Genomic DNA, 14,264 nt, shown 5'->3' on the forward strand with positions numbered 1-14,264 from the left:
GTGGTATGCGTGCTGTGCAATTGATATCGGTATAAGCGAATTCCCCCTCATCCCAACGTTCTTCTTAACCTTCTTACTCAGAATTCGGTTATACCTCTTCTAAAGCATGTATACCCATGATCGTAAACGCTATACCGGAAGGCTGGGAGGTTATATACCAACAGGCGCACGGGGTACTGGCGGCACAGCTGGCCCACCACCTGAAGCCGGAACTGCAGTGCCTGTACTGGACTGAAACCGTGATCGCGATTGCCAACCACGACAACCGGCAGAAAGCACGGCGCGGCAAGGACGGACTGACGCCCGCCGGTGCGCCCGCCGACTTCACGCTGCAGCCTACCACCCTGGAGCAGGCGCAGGACCTGATGCAGGCGGTCCGGTTCCAGAGTCGCTGGGTGGCCTTGCTTACCTCCATGCACATGCGTTACCTGTATGAGCCCCTGCGCGGGCAGCAAAAGAAAATCGACAGCTTTCTGGATGAACAGGCGCAGCTGCAGCAGACCTGCCGCCAGAGCCTGGGCATAAAACGTACGGAGGCTGAGAAAGCGTATGCGGTAATGCAGTGGTGCGACCGACTCTCGCTCATCCTGTGCCGCAATGAAGTACCCACCGACGCGCGCGAACTGGAAATCACAACCGGGCCGGATGGAAAGGCTTATTTCGTGAAACAGCTGCCGAACAATGACCTGTCGGTATCGCCCTGGCCGTTTGTCCCGGAGCAACTGCAGGTGCAGGTAGAGCACAGGAAGCTGGAGCAACTGCAATTTAAAGATGACGCCGAACTGGCCCTGGCGCTGCACCAGGCCAAGGTAGGGTATAAGACATGGGTGCTAGCAAAGTAACATATATAGTATAGAACATTACAAATAATCATATATATTTAGCGTTGTTATTCACAACCATAAACATATGCTATATATGAAAACAAAGCTTGCCCTTCTCGCCCTTGCCTGTGGCGTTACCTTCGCTGCCAATGCGCAGTCTACAGCAGATGAAACGCTTAAACCCGTAGCAGGAAACAAAACGCTGGAAGCCTCTTTGGGGTGGGGCGGCTACTCCTCTACCACTCTCCGGCTGCGTAAATTCAGTTCCGATAACGTTGCCTTCCGCTATAGTGTGGATGCAAGCATTGACAATGACCGACTAAATGATGATGGCAAAGCCACCAGGTTCTCAGTCGGTTTTGCCCCAGGTGTTGAGAAACATTTTGCCGGTACCAGCCGCCTCTCTCCTTATATAGGTTTTTCTACCCCAATCAGTTACAGCTACAAGCACTTAAAAGGTAATGGCATTGAAGTGATTAATTCATTGTCAACCAATCCCAACTCATACGACAGGGGGTATTTGTCATTTGGTGTGAATGGGATCGCTGGTGTAGATTTTTATATAGTTAAGAACTTTTACGTTGGCATAGAGGCCGGTGTGGGTGCAGACTATCGGAGAATTAAGGAAGTGAAGGTTAAGAGCAATGACAATGCTGCTCAAAACTATACTTTAGAAGGCTATGACAACTTTAATTTCTCTACGTTTAGCACTGGAGGACTGCGGGTGGGCTTTGCCTTCTAAATCTTTTGTGATGCGAAACAGGAAAGGCCGGCTAACATCTGTTAGCCGGCCTTTCCTGTTTTAGAACTTGCTGCAGTGCCCAGCTATACCCTACAAACTTATCAGAAGCCTAAAACCTCAGCCTGCGGGTATAGCTACAGCGACACGCCTCAAAACCACTGCTGCTTTTGAGGCAGATACAACCGGTTTTGCCGGTATTCCCAACTTTGGTCAGAATTAGCTTGGGGCGTACCGGTAGTTATTTTTCTGCTCTAGGCAAACTTATCTGCATGCACAGGTGTTTAAGCCTTACTTTGCAAAAATACCGCATTAAATTGTACAAAGCCTATACTGTTGAGCCAAATAAACGACGCTACTTTATCCTCCAAAACCATTGCGGCACTATGGCTTTATTCTTGATATGAGCCAGCCGACCCGTTTGCTATACCTTGCGCTGAGAAGAAAAAAACTATGACAATTAGAGAATCCGACGACCACGACCTGAGGCAGCTGATATTCAAGAACGACAAAGTGATTGTGAAATTTATCGACGAAAACTGTGCCGTCTGCAAACTGCTGGCTCCCTCCTTTGCCAACTTCTCTTCTGACCCTGCTTACAGCGACATTACCTTTGTGCGCATGAACGCCTCTGAGAACCCCGTCTCCAGCCAGGAGGTAAGGCTGACCGGCACGCCCTTTTTCGCCATATACCGCCAGGGCATCCTGCGGGAGTGTGGCTTGGTCAGGACAGAGGCCGAGATAAAGGTCTTGCTCGAAAAGCTAAGCTAGCTGGCGCTTAAAAATTTACGGCAGGCGCCACGGCAGGTATAGCTGGTATGCGAAAGGCGTGCTAACTTGCGCCACTTTTTTAATTTCAGCAATTCTGTGAAGAAATCAACCTTACGGCTCCTTGCCTTTCTGATGGCGGCCTTACTCTCGGGCTATACCCTGCAAAGCTGCTCCAGCACCAGCAAGCTCAATGCCGAGGCGCCTGCCGCAACCGCCCTGGCCGCCCCGCTGTACAAGCCGCAGCTCTCGTCTATCGCTGTGCCCGTTTCTATCTCCATCGCGGCCCTGGAAAGCAGGCTGAACCAGGAGGTTGCGGGTGTGCTCTACAAAGACGACAACCTGAGCGACGACAACGTGGCCGTTACCGTCACGAAAAGCGGCAGGATGAGCGTGCGGGCGGAAGGAGACAAGATTTACTTCAGCGTGCCGCTGCACATCTACGCCAAAGGCCGCTGGAAGTGGGACCCCTGCAAGCTCTGCCCCGCCATCGACAAAACCGAGGATACCAGCTTCGACATGGTTATTAAAACGGAGAGCAAGCTTGGCCTGACCGATGATTACCGCATCAGCACCGTGACGAGCGGCGACTTTGCCTGGGGAAACACCAAGCCCGTGCTCACGCTGGGCCCGCTGAAGATCGGCCTCGCGCGTTTTGTGGAGCCTGCGCTGCGCCAGCAGATGGGTACCCTCTCGAAGCAGCTGGACAAAGAACTGCAACAGCACCTCGACATGAAAAAATACGTGACCGATGCCTGGCTACTGCTGCAGGAGCCCGTGAAGCTGGACGATGCCCTGAACGCCTGGCTCACGGTGGTGCCGCAGGAGGTGCGCATGGCCCCGCTGCAAGCCAAAGACGGCACCCTGAGCACCCGCCTCGGCATTACGTCCTACATCACGGTTTCCACGGAGGGCAAGCCCCAGGTGCAGCTTAACCGCAACCTGCCCAAGCTGCTTGTAGACAAGCGCCTTGCCGATGACATACAGGTTGGCCTGACCGCCACAGTGCCCTATGCCCACGCAAGCAAACTGCTGCAGGGGCAGGTCGCCAACCAGACGTATACCTTTGACGACGGAAAAAGCCAGCTGACGGTAAAGGATGCCGCCATCACGCCCAGCGGCGAGCAACTGGTGCTGATGCTGGATGTAGACGGGAAGACAAAGGCAGGCCTGTTCACCAAGAAGATCGTGGGCAAGGTATACCTGCGCGGAACGCCATACTACGATGCCGAAACCGCCTCCATCCGGGTGCGCGACGTGGACTATGACCTCGACACGAAAGACAAGCTGCTGAACACAGCCAGCTGGCTGGCTAAGAACAAGTTCGTCGGGATGATTCAGCAGCAGGTGAACATACCAGTGCAACAGCAACTGAACGACACCCGAAAGCTGCTGCAGGCCACGCTCGACAGGCAGGGCCGTGTGCACGAGTCGCTGCTGCTGCGCGGGAACATCCAGCACCTCACCCCCGAAAACATCTACCTGACACCGGAGGGTATCAAGGCGGTGGTAAACGCAAAAGGCACCCTGACAGCAACGGTGGACAAACTGTAGCTGCCAGCCAGCGCCCGGTTATACCTCCCCCGACTTTTAAATCCCCCGGCGGGAAGTGCCCACTGTGTTATGGAGCCCGTCTCTTCATCACCCGTGGGCGGCATCTGTTCTGGGGTGTATGGATAATCTTTTCAAAAGCTGTTTTCAGGACGATGCCTGCGACTTATACCTGGTCTCGCCTTCTTTTGCATAGGGGTAACGCCACAGTCAGAAAAAGCGCCACTTCAGCAACACCCTGCCACCGTTTGTTTGCAAAAATCAGGACTGATATTGCTCAAAACCTTCCCTTCCGGGCTACGGAAACCGGCGGGTGGCGGCAGGAAGCACGCTAACTAAAGGCCGATAGCTGCGTATCAAACCTCGGACAACAAGGAGATTTAAACACCGCCTATGGCAGATTATACAATGAGGGGAGTATTTGATCTGATCAAACGATCTGGATCAGAGTTCTCTGACAATGACTCGTTACGGCTAGCGGCTGCGCTGGCTTTCAACGCAATTTTCTCAATACCGCCGCTGCTCATCATCATCATCCGGGCTGCAGGCTTCTTTTTCGGGGAGGAGGCCGTGTCCGGGAAGCTGGCCAATGAAATCTCGACAGCGGTAGGGCCGGAGGCAGCGGAAGAAGTTCAGAAGATTGTGGAAAACGCCCAGATCAACGCGTCGGGCATTCACCTCTGGATCGGTATCGGCACGTTGCTGTTTGCCTCCACCACGTTTTTTGCCACGCTGCAGCAGTCGCTCAACAGCATCTGGAACCTGAAGGTGAAACCCACCAACGGTATTCTGCGCATGGCCAAAGAACGCGTCTTCTCTTTCGGCATCATCCTGAGCATTGCCTTCCTGATGCTGATGTCGTTTGTGATTAGTGCCGTTATCTCTATCCTGAGCGACTTTATATCCAGGCTGCTGCCAGCTGACATCTGGTATTGGGCTATCAAGCTGGTAGACTTTGTTGTGTCGGTTGGGCTGATCACGTTTCTGTTTGCCCTGATATACAAGTACCTCCCCGATGCCTATATCCGTTGGCGGGACACGCTGATCGGGGCCCTGGTTACGGCGGTTCTGTTTACCATCGGCAAGTTGCTGATCAGTTGGTACCTGAGCACCAGCGACCCGGGCTCCGCCTACGGCGCGGCAGGCTCTGTGATCCTGATCCTGGTCTGGATTTACTACTCCTCACTCATCATATTTTTTGGGGCGGAGTTTACCCAGCAGTACGCCGAGGAGTATGGGCAGCGCGTGCGCCCCAAGCCGCATGCCGTTTTTGTGGAGCAGCGGGAAGTAGTCAACGATCCGCAGGACGCGAACAGCGGCAGGCCCAGACCACAGGGGCGATTCGAGCCGAAGTAAAACGCCATACCTCCATACTGCACAGCTTGCAGTACATCAATAATTCCGGCACAAAGACAGAGCGCCCCGCTATAAATTGGTATAGCGGGGCGCTCTGTCTTTTCTTGCTTCGCAGGTTAATATACTGCCGGGTTCTGGCTATGCTGTTTGTTTCTCCTTCACGGCCAGTTGCCCGCAGGCGGCGTCAATATCCTTGCCCCGGCTGCGGCGCACGTTCACCTGCACCCCGCGGTCGGCGAGGTAGTAGATGAAGGCCTGCCAGCGGTCTTCGTTCGTATTCTGGTAGTCGGCGTTCTCGATTGGGTTATACTCGATCAGGTTGATTTTGCACGGGATGATCTTTGAGAACTGCAGCAACTCCTCGGCATCCTGCAGGGTATCGTTAAAGTCCTCGAACACGATGTACTCATACGTCACCTTGCGGCCTGTCACCTCGTGGTAATGCCGTAGCGCCTCGGTCAGGGCCTCCAGCGAGTTGGTCTCGTTGATGGGCATGATCTCGTTGCGTTTCTTGTCGTTGGCCGCGTGCAGCGACAGCGCCAGGTTGGCTTTCACGCCGTCATCGGCCATCTTCTTGATCATTTTGGCGATACCGGCCGTGCTCACCGTGATGCGGCGGGCGGCCATACCCAAACCGTCGTGCGCCGTGATGCGCTCAATGCTCTTCATCACGTTGGCGTAGTTCAGCAGGGGCTCGCCCATACCCATGTACACGATGTTGCTGAGCGGCTCGCCGTGCTGCTTCAGGCTCTGCTCGTTAATACGCACCACCTGGTCATATATCTCGCCGGCGTCCAGGTTGCGGAGGCGGTCCATGTAGCCGGTGGCGCAGAACTTACAGGTGAGCGAGCAGCCTACCTGGCTACTCACGCAGGCCGTTTTGCGCTCGTTGTGCGGAATCAGCACCCCTTCCACGATGTGGTCGTCGTGCAGTTTGAAAGCCGATTTAACGGTGCCGTCGGAGCTTACCTGCTGCGTGGCCACCTGCACGGCATTGATGGAGAAGTGCAGCTCCAGCTTCTCGCGCAGCGCCAGGCTCACGTTGTTCATCTCCGAAAACGACCGGGCCGAGTGCTTCCAGAGCCACTCGTATACCTGCTTGGCCCGGAAAGGCTTTTCGCCCTGCTCTACCAACCACGCTTTCAGGTCATCCAAAGAGAGTTTCCGGATGTCTTTCTTGTTGAGGATATGGATGTCTGCAATCAAAGTCATGCTGCCGCGTACAGTTCTGTTTGTGTATCTGTTAAAAGATAGTAGCCGCCATTGCCGGCGACACTGCGCCAACTGGCCGGGAGACTTCCGCCATACCCACAGGCTGCCTGGCAGTTACTATCCGCACAAAGGTAAACATAATTTAAGGGCTTTGGTTCATGGGTGGCCCGCAAAGCGGTATAAAGCAGCGGAAGTGGGTGGTGGGGTATGGCCGGAGTACCAGTGCGCAGGGCGTGTTTCATGTGGTTCGGACCCGGGCCGCCAGCGCCTTAAACACCACATACAGCACGCCGCATACCCCCATCACGATTAGCGCCCAGAACTTCTTGCGGTTCTTGTCTTTCCAGTACTCCCGCTCTGCCTCGGTCTGCCGAAGCTGCTGCCTGGTGGCGGCATGCGCGGCCCGCTCATCGTGCAGCGCCGCCTGGGCTGCCCCAGTGTCAGCCCGGATCTGCTTCAGAGCCAGTTCCTGCGCCCGAAGTGTTTTCATGAGTAACGACGTGTCCGGGCAGGCAGCCTTCGGGGGAGGACGCCGCAGTATAGGTATGGATATGGATATGGATATGGGTATGGGTATGGGTATGGCCGCTTCGGGGCATGGGATGGAATCGGTTGGGCTGCTTTTGCTGGCGGCTGGCACGCGCACGGGTTCGGGTATGGGCACGCTTTCCGGAATGGGGAAGTCCTGGGCGGCCTTCCCGGTATACCAGTCTTTGTGCTGCTCCAGCCAGTCCGCTACGATGGCCTTGGCCTCCGACTGGTTTTTTTCCCTGGCCAGGTAGTCCTTCACCTTCCGGGAGGTAACACAGGAGCACAGGAGCAGCAGTATGAACAGGGGGAGACTTTTCATGAAGTTCTCTGGTTTGGGATATCTACGGAAACGCTTCGCGCGCTGCCGCCCCGAAAACTGTATGACAGGCGTTTGCCGGGTCAGTTTACGGGGGCGGCAGGCACCATCCGTGCGGATCTCCCTTCTCCCCTGTTCATACTCTGATTTCCGGATTGAGTTCTACCAAAGCCCGCCGAATCTTCTGTGCCGCCGCCTGTGCACAGGGTATGGTTGGGATGAGCCAGGCCCGGACACTTAGCTGATTTCTCCTATCCTGGCCTTCACCTCCCCGGGCAGCGACACGAGCTTGCGCGCCTTGTAGTCGAAGCAGAGCATGCCCGTTTTGGCGCGCGCCACCTCTTTGCCCTCCTGGTTCAGGACGTGGTAGGTAATGTCGAAGCCATACTTGCTCAGCTCGTCGAAGGCCATCTTGATGTGCAGCGTGTCGCCGTAAAAGCCCTCTCCCTTGTAGCTGATCGCCACGTCTGCCATGATCAGGCTGGCCCCGCCGATCTCCAGTTCGGTGTAGCCGAAGTGCCGCAGCAGCTGCAGCCGCGCCTCGTGCAGGATCGACAGCAGCGCGTCGTTGCCCAGGTGCGCGCCATAGTTCAGGTCGGTGATGCGGATCGGTATAATCGCCTCAAAGTGCGTATAGGAAGGTATGGGTACCTGTACTCTTGCCATTCTTGCTGATGGTTATGGTGGGTGAATTGTTAACAGACAGTATGGCTGCAGCAGCTGATATCGGCAAATAACCGCTACGCCGTTGCGGTTGACATGCGCGTTTGCTGCGGCAGCACATAAAATTAGTGTTCTTTTAGCTGCGTCTGGTGTTGCAGGCTGTCTCGCACAATGTGTACATTTGTAAAGTAACGCAAAAAAGATGCATCTCGAAATACGACAGACCAAAGACGGATCGAATACCCTGTATGTGCCGGACCTGAACGAGCATTACCATTCGGTACACGGGGCCTTGCAGGAGTCGGAGCATGTGTTTATAAAGCACGGCCTGGAATATACCGTAGCGCAGAAAAAAGACATAAAGATTCTGGAGGTGGGCTTCGGCACGGGCCTGAACGCCATCCTGACCTTTCCGATGGCGCTGGCCCAAAAGGCGTTTATACAGTACGACACGCTGGAAAAACACCCGCTTCCCCAGGAAGTGGTGCAGGAACTACACTTCGAGAAGTTCATCCTCAACCCCGAGCTGCTGGAGTACTTCCAGATGCTGCACCAGAGCCCCTGGAACGAGCCCGTGGACATCATCCCCTACTTCACGCTGCAAAAGATACACGAAACACTGGAGGAGTTTATGGCCCCGAGCGCGTACTACGACGTGATTTACTTTGATGCCTTCGCCCCCGAAAAACAGCCCGAGCTTTGGACGGACGCCATGTTCGAGAAACTGTACAGGGCAACCCGCCCCGGCGGCGTGCTGGTGACCTATTGTGCCAAAGGCTCCTTCAAGCGCAGCCTGAAGGCCGCCGGGTTTGAGGTAGAGGCGCTGCCCGGCCCTCCGGGCAAACGCGAGATGACGCGCGGCGTGAAGCCGGTGGCGTAGCCCATCTGCGGGACGCACAAAACATTTCCGCTGTCCAGCGTGTTTACCAGGAGCCCGGTATACAGGCTGCCTCTTCGGAATTACTTAACAGGATGCCCTGTGCTATCTTATAGGCGGAGCGGTATAACAAGGGCTGTGCTGCCAGGCGCCTTGAACAGCATAGGCCACCACATCGCAGTTTCCATACTTTCCATACATTACCAAATAGACATTTACCCTCATGGCATCAGAATTCTACAATTTCTCAGCAACCACATTGCAGGGCAAAGAGACATCTTTGGACACCCTTGAGGGCAAGGTGGTGGTTGTGGTGAACACGGCAAGCCAGTGCGGTTTCACGCCGCAGTATGAGGGGCTGGAGGCACTCTACCGCAAGCACAAAGACGACGGCCTGGTGATCCTTGGCTTCCCGTGCAACCAGTTTGGCAAGCAGGAGCCCGGAGGCAAGCAGGAGATCGAAGAAGGCTGCCTCATCAACTATGGCGTCAGCTTCCCGATGTTCGAGAAGGTGGAGGTGAACGGTGCCAACGCGCACCCTTTGTTCAAGTACCTGAAAGAAAACCTGGGCGGCATGCTGGGCAGCCGCATCAAATGGAACTTCACAAAGTTTGTGATCGATCGGCACGGAAAGCCCGTAAAGCGCTATGCGCCCGTAACCAAGCCCGAGAAACTCGCGCCCTATATCGAGAAGCTGCTGTCTGAGTGCTAAGCCACTAAAGGCTACGAATCCAAATTCCGGATATGGGCTTGCAACCCCAAAAGCTTCTCAAGGCACCCTCGCTTTTATACCCGGCCCGGGCAGTATGATTTTGCCTCTACCGCTGACTTGCAAGGCGTGGTATAGCACCTATCCCATAACATCTTGTCTATCAAAAAGAATTATACTTTTTTAGCATTCTTACAAATAAATATATTAGTATAATAATTGATAAATATGCTTATTTACGAAGCGATTGGAATCTTAACTAAATAAATTCTTACATGAAAACGCTTCTAAAAAAAGTTATAAAAGCGTGCCAACCCAAATATGAGGTTGTCTGCACGACGTATCAGGTAATTCCGGGGTTGCCCATCAGCAAAAGCGAGCAGAAGCATGCCTTCGACCGTGGGGCAGTGGTGCAGGCGAAAGAGTTCTACGCAAAGGTAATCGCTTCTGACATGACCCGGACGATGGCGCCGGTGGAAGTGCAGTTGCGCAAAATATACCTGAGCGGCAAGACAATCGATCAGGCAGAATTTGGCCCCGTGCAGCAGCTAAGAACAGCCAGTGCCGGAAAACGCAAGAAGTAAAAGCCCCTCCCTGCCATGCAAAGTGCCCGAGTGGACACAGTACAACAAAACCCAAAAATGGGCAAGTAAAAGCCCCTCCCTGCCATGCAAAGTGCCCTTCCGCTTTTCGGTGGAGGGGCTTTTTTGTGTGTACTCCAGGCAGTTAGCGTGGCAGACAGTTTTATTCGCACCTCATCCTGTGTATACCTCCCTCGGCATGGTGGTGCCCAAAATCAACATCACACCCTTTGTTGCGTACTGTTACGTAAGAAACCATACCTTTCACTAATTTTAGGGCAGCTACTGCAACAAGCAACACCAAGCGTAAATGAAGAAAGCAACCGTTATTTTTATACAGGCATTAGGTACCTTTTCCATACTTGCCACTGCCTTGCCGTTGCTCACGCTCGAGGCTTGGTATGTGCGCGTGTTCGACTACCCGCGCATGCAGATTTTCTCGCTGGCCCTGCTCTGCCTTGCCCTGTTCTGGTGGCTGGGCACCAAAAACCGCATACGCGACAAATTCCTTATCGGCGGATTGGCCGTCGCGATTGTCTACCAGGCGATCAACATCTTCCCGTATACCTTTCTGGCCCCGAGCGAGGTAAAGCGCGTAGACCAGGCCAACGCCGGGGAAGACGCTTTGTTGAGCATCATGGTGGCTAATGTGCTGATGACCAATGACAAGTTTGACGACCTGGTGGCGCTGGCCAAAGAGAAGAACCCGGACATTCTGCTCTTGCTGGAATCGGACTCTGTGTGGGAGCGGGAAGTAAGGCCTGTTACCAAAGACTACCGCTACCGGGTGGAGATACCGCTGAGCAATACCTATGGCATGCACCTCTACAGCCAGCTGCCGCTTCGGCAGCAGCGGGTGAGCTACCTGCTCGACAAAGAAATTCCGTCGGTGAAGACGTTCGTGCAGCTGCGGAGCGGCACCTGGGTAGAGTTTCATGCGGTGCACCCCAAGCCGCCCGTGCCTACCGAAGACCCGAACTCCAAGAAGCGCGACGCCGAGATCGTGATGGTTGCCCGCGACATTGAGGACTCGAAATACCCGGTGGTGGTAGCTGGCGACTTCAACGATGTGGCCTGGTCGCAGAGCACGGAGCTTTTTCAGGAGGTGAGTCGGTTGCTGGACCCGCGCATTGGCCGGGGCTTTTACAACACCTTCAACGCCCGGTACCCGCTGCTGCGCTGGCCCCTCGACCACATTTTCCATTCCAAACACTTCAAGCTGGTCGAGATAGAAAGGCTGGCTGACATTGGCTCAGACCATTTCCCGATCTACATCAAGCTGAGCTTCGCGCCGGAAAACAAATACGAGCAGGAAGAGCCGGAGGCTGACGGCGACACACAGCAGGAAGCGACCGAAACGATACAGGAAGGCCAGGCGGAGGCCCGAAAAGACTAAAGGAAAGGCGGATGCGCTAAGGCCATACCCCCTCTGGCATCACCACCGCATCCAGGGGCACATCATAGGGGTCGAAGTCCGCGATGAAGGCTATTGGCGGCTCCAGCGACAGGCCGATTTTCAGCACATCGGGGCGGCAGTCGGCCAGGAAACGGTCGTAGAAGCCTTTGCCATACCCCACGCGATGCCCTGCCAGATCAAACGCCAGCAGCGGCACGAGCACCAGGTCTACTTCCGTGGCATGAATGATTTGCGCGCGCTGCGGCTCGGGTATCCCCCACCTGTTTTCTACCAGCACGGCCTCATCCGTCAGCTCATGGTGCGTCAGCACGTGCTGCGCCACATCCGTCACCGGCACCGCTACCCGCACCTGGGGGTGTTCGGTGCGGAGCTGCTCGATGATGGGCCAGGTATTTACCTCGTTGTGCTTTGTAATGGGCAGGAAAACATGCACCGTTTGCCCGGCCTGCAACGGGAAGCTCCGGAAAAACTGGTCGGCTATAGCCAGGCTCCGGCGCTGCACCTCTTCAGGAGGCAAGCCGCGCCGGAACTCTAGCATCTGTTTCCGCAGCTCCGCTTTCAGCATTACTCCTCTTCCAGAATGGTGAACTTAAAGGCCAGTGGGTCAAAGGCCTGCAGCAGGGCAGGTATAAAGTCGGGGTTGTTGGTCTGGTAAGAGAGCAGGTTGTCCTGGCGCTCCTGCAGGCTGCCGCCCGGGAAGAGCTTCTCTTTCAGGTTCTCCAGCTGCTTAAAGGTCTGCTCGTGCCTGCTGTCGCGGGCCTTCGAGATTTTCTTCTCCAGCATCTGCAGCGCGTTGGCGGCTTTCTGCTCCTCCGCGCCCACGGCTTTCACCAGGGTCGGGTCTATCTCCCGGGCCAGTTGCTCCACTTCGGCAAACGCTGCGGCCACGGCTTTCCGCTGCGCCTCCAGGCTAATCTCCTCTTCGTGCAGCTGCCCCGAGAGTTGCTTTTTCAGATCCTGAATATCCTGGAACAGTTCCTCCGGCTTTAGGCCCAGCTTGTGCATGCGGCTGGCGTTGCTGCGGCTGATGTATAGGGCCGAGTTCCGCAACATCAGCACCGGAAACGCCACCTGGTATACGTCGAACAGCTTCCGCAGCTGGAACCAGTAAGCCACTTCCGCGCCGCCGCCAATGTAGGCCAGGTTCGGCAGGATCAGCTCCTCGTAGAGCGGCCGCAGAATCACGTTCGGGCTAAAGCGCTCGGGATGCTCTTGCGCTTCCTGCCGTACCGCCTCTGCCGTAAAGCTGATGCTCGTGTTGAGCACGTTATAGTGATCGCCCTCCCGCACGATGCGCTCGCGCAGGCCGTCTTGCAGGTAAAACAGGTTGATCTCGCGGGAGAATACCTGCGGCTTATACCCCAGCTCGTCCAGTTGGGCGCTCGTCTCCTCCACCAGCCTGTTCGACAGCTGCTCGGTCAGTTCCTTTTCCACTACCGGGGTCAGGGCTTTCTTCAGGCCGGCATGGTCTCCGTCGATGCTCACCAGGCCGTATGCCCCGAAAAGGGCGTGCGTGATGGCGCGCGTGGCGTCTGCCAGGTTGTTGCTGTTGCGGTAGGCGTCCTCAAAAATGGGGTATGCCTCCGGCAGTTCTGCCAGCAGCGTCTCCATGTCGCTGGTCGAGAAACGGCCCACGGCCCCCTTCTGATCCGACTCCCAGGTATACTGCTTGCCAAACAGGCTGAAATGGTTGATCTCGGCAAAGTCGTGGTCTTCGGTGGCCATCCAGTATACCGGCACAAAGTGGTAGTCGGGGTACTGCTGCTGCAGTTGCCTGCAGGTGTTGATGGCGGTGATGATCTTGTAGACAAAGTAGAGCGGGCCCGTGAAGATGTTGAGCTGGTGGCCCGTGGTGATGGTATACGTGTTGGGCTGCAGCAGCAGGTCGATGTTCTGCTGCACATTGGGGTTGATACTGGCAACGGAAGTATACTGCTCCTGCAGGGCCTGGTGCAGGGTATGGCGCTGTGCCTCGCCGAAGCTTTTCTCCTGCAGCTGCGCCCCGAAGGCCTCCAGCGTGGGGAAGTGGTTGTAGAACGGCCGCAGCTTTTCGCTGCGACAGAGATAATCGGATATCGTTTGGGAGAATGCGCCGGTGGCGGCGTAGTCTGTGGTAGTGATTTTCATCGAGGATACTTCCATCTGCATGTTTTTGCCTTGGGTATAGCCTCTTTAACAGCTAACCCCGAAATGTGTTGCAGCCAACCCGTATTTTACCGGCTGCACCACAAAGTAACTGCTTTATTCCGGGTTTTGCAGGAGATCCGACAGAAAGCAGGAGGCAGGGTATGCGCGACACCACTGGCACCGGGGATGCGTCTGCATACCGTCCGCCGGCGCAGGTCTTCGGCACGCTCCCTCCCCCTGGTAACAGAACGCGCCGGAAACAGGTATAGAGAGAACGGCAAAGCCGGTGAAGCAGCAGTGAAACCGACCTCCACGCACCAAAACCATACCTATGGCTTCTCCCAGAACGTTATCCCCCGCCCCCGAGGCGCATCCGTCGCAGCGGCTTATCCGAAGCATTCTGGAGCAACCCACCAGGTACGAGCCGGACCGCGAGATTGTGTACCGCAACCTGGAGGGCTATTTCGCCATACCTATACCGGCGGCCAACGTGTCGGCAGAAGACCTGATCCTGCACATGGGGCAGTTCTCTGCCAGCGGCAAGATCGACAAGAAAAGAATCAAGAAGGAGTTGGCGGCAGAAGCCTGAGCCG

15 protein-coding genes are annotated in these 14,264 nt (G+C 55.6%); 10 read left to right on the forward strand and 5 right to left on the reverse strand.

From position 1 onward, the window contains the following. Positions 1 to 116 precede the first annotated feature (116 nt). The 5 genes from MKJ04_RS03415 (at position 117) to MKJ04_RS03435 (ending at position 5,238) form a co-directional block, all read left to right on the forward strand. On the forward strand, positions 117 to 842 hold the full coding sequence (locus MKJ04_RS03415; RefSeq protein WP_241639412.1) for a DUF3891 family protein: 726 nt from the start codon (positions 117 to 119) through the stop codon (positions 840 to 842). A gap of 76 nt (positions 843 to 918) precedes the next feature. After that, the gene (locus MKJ04_RS03420; protein ID WP_241639415.1) at positions 919 to 1,566 is read left to right on the forward strand and encodes a hypothetical protein; all 648 of its coding nucleotides are present in this window, start codon (positions 919 to 921) and stop codon (positions 1,564 to 1,566) included. A gap of 450 nt (positions 1,567 to 2,016) precedes the next feature. Beyond that, positions 2,017 to 2,334 (forward strand): thioredoxin family protein, encoded by a 318-nt coding sequence (locus MKJ04_RS03425; protein ID WP_241639418.1) that lies wholly within the window; start codon positions 2,017 to 2,019, stop codon positions 2,332 to 2,334. 96 nt (positions 2,335 to 2,430) lie between these two features. Beyond that, a complete protein-coding gene (locus tag MKJ04_RS03430) occupies positions 2,431 to 3,885 on the forward strand; it encodes a DUF4403 family protein (RefSeq protein ID WP_241639421.1) in 1,455 nt (484 codons plus the stop codon). Between the two features lie 390 nt (positions 3,886 to 4,275). Beyond that, positions 4,276 to 5,238 carry a YihY/virulence factor BrkB family protein gene (locus tag MKJ04_RS03435; protein ID WP_241639423.1) on the forward strand — a complete coding sequence of 321 codons (963 nt, stop codon included), beginning with the start codon at positions 4,276 to 4,278 and terminating at the stop codon, positions 5,236 to 5,238. Positions 5,239 to 5,376: 138 nt separating this feature from the next. Here the strand turns inward: MKJ04_RS03435 and rlmN are convergent, their stop codons facing one another. The 3 genes from rlmN to MKJ04_RS03450 form a co-directional block, all read right to left on the reverse strand. Continuing rightward, complete coding sequence (rlmN, locus tag MKJ04_RS03440; RefSeq protein WP_241639425.1) at positions 5,377 to 6,450, reverse strand: 23S rRNA (adenine(2503)-C(2))-methyltransferase RlmN; 1,074 nt, start codon at positions 6,448 to 6,450, stop codon at positions 5,377 to 5,379. A 238-nt stretch (positions 6,451 to 6,688) separates the two neighbouring features. After that, on the reverse strand, positions 6,689 to 7,300 hold the full coding sequence (locus MKJ04_RS03445) for a hypothetical protein (RefSeq protein WP_241639427.1): 612 nt from the start codon (positions 7,298 to 7,300) through the stop codon (positions 6,689 to 6,691). A 234-nt stretch (positions 7,301 to 7,534) separates the two neighbouring features. After that, a complete protein-coding gene (locus MKJ04_RS03450) occupies positions 7,535 to 7,963 on the reverse strand; it encodes an acyl-CoA thioesterase (protein WP_241639429.1) in 429 nt (142 codons plus the stop codon). A 199-nt stretch (positions 7,964 to 8,162) separates the two neighbouring features. Between MKJ04_RS03450 and mnmD the strand changes: the two genes are divergently transcribed. The 4 genes from mnmD (at position 8,163) to MKJ04_RS03470 (ending at position 11,523) form a co-directional block, all read left to right on the forward strand. Next, a complete protein-coding gene (gene mnmD / locus MKJ04_RS03455; RefSeq protein WP_241639430.1) occupies positions 8,163 to 8,840 on the forward strand; it encodes a tRNA (5-methylaminomethyl-2-thiouridine)(34)-methyltransferase MnmD in 678 nt (225 codons plus the stop codon). A 220-nt stretch (positions 8,841 to 9,060) separates the two neighbouring features. Beyond that, on the forward strand, positions 9,061 to 9,549 hold the full coding sequence (locus tag MKJ04_RS03460) for a glutathione peroxidase (protein WP_241639432.1): 489 nt from the start codon (positions 9,061 to 9,063) through the stop codon (positions 9,547 to 9,549). 272 nt (positions 9,550 to 9,821) lie between these two features. Beyond that, entirely contained in the window at positions 9,822 to 10,130 is a 309-nt protein-coding gene (locus tag MKJ04_RS03465) for a hypothetical protein (RefSeq protein WP_241639435.1), read from the forward strand. A gap of 307 nt (positions 10,131 to 10,437) precedes the next feature. Further along, the gene (locus tag MKJ04_RS03470; RefSeq protein ID WP_241639438.1) at positions 10,438 to 11,523 is read left to right on the forward strand and encodes an endonuclease/exonuclease/phosphatase family protein; all 1,086 of its coding nucleotides are present in this window, start codon (positions 10,438 to 10,440) and stop codon (positions 11,521 to 11,523) included. Between the two features lie 16 nt (positions 11,524 to 11,539). Here MKJ04_RS03470 and MKJ04_RS03475 read toward each other — a convergent pair whose 3' ends face one another. Both MKJ04_RS03475 and bshC read right to left on the reverse strand, forming a co-directional pair. Next, entirely contained in the window at positions 11,540 to 12,109 is a 570-nt protein-coding gene (locus tag MKJ04_RS03475; RefSeq protein ID WP_241639442.1) for a 5-formyltetrahydrofolate cyclo-ligase, read from the reverse strand. Continuing rightward, complete coding sequence (bshC, locus tag MKJ04_RS03480; RefSeq protein WP_241639445.1) at positions 12,109 to 13,686, reverse strand: bacillithiol biosynthesis cysteine-adding enzyme BshC; 1,578 nt, start codon at positions 13,684 to 13,686, stop codon at positions 12,109 to 12,111. Before bshC ends, MKJ04_RS03475 begins: the two co-directional genes overlap by 1 nt. Before the next feature lie 316 nt (positions 13,687 to 14,002). Between bshC and MKJ04_RS03485 the strand changes: the two genes are divergently transcribed. Further along, complete coding sequence (locus tag MKJ04_RS03485; RefSeq protein ID WP_241639448.1) at positions 14,003 to 14,260, forward strand: hypothetical protein; 258 nt, start codon at positions 14,003 to 14,005, stop codon at positions 14,258 to 14,260. The last annotated feature ends 4 nt before the right edge of the window (positions 14,261 to 14,264 follow it).

It is taken from the genome of Pontibacter sp. E15-1 (genome assembly GCF_022601975.1).
Classification (GTDB): domain Bacteria; phylum Bacteroidota; class Bacteroidia; order Cytophagales; family Hymenobacteraceae; genus Pontibacter.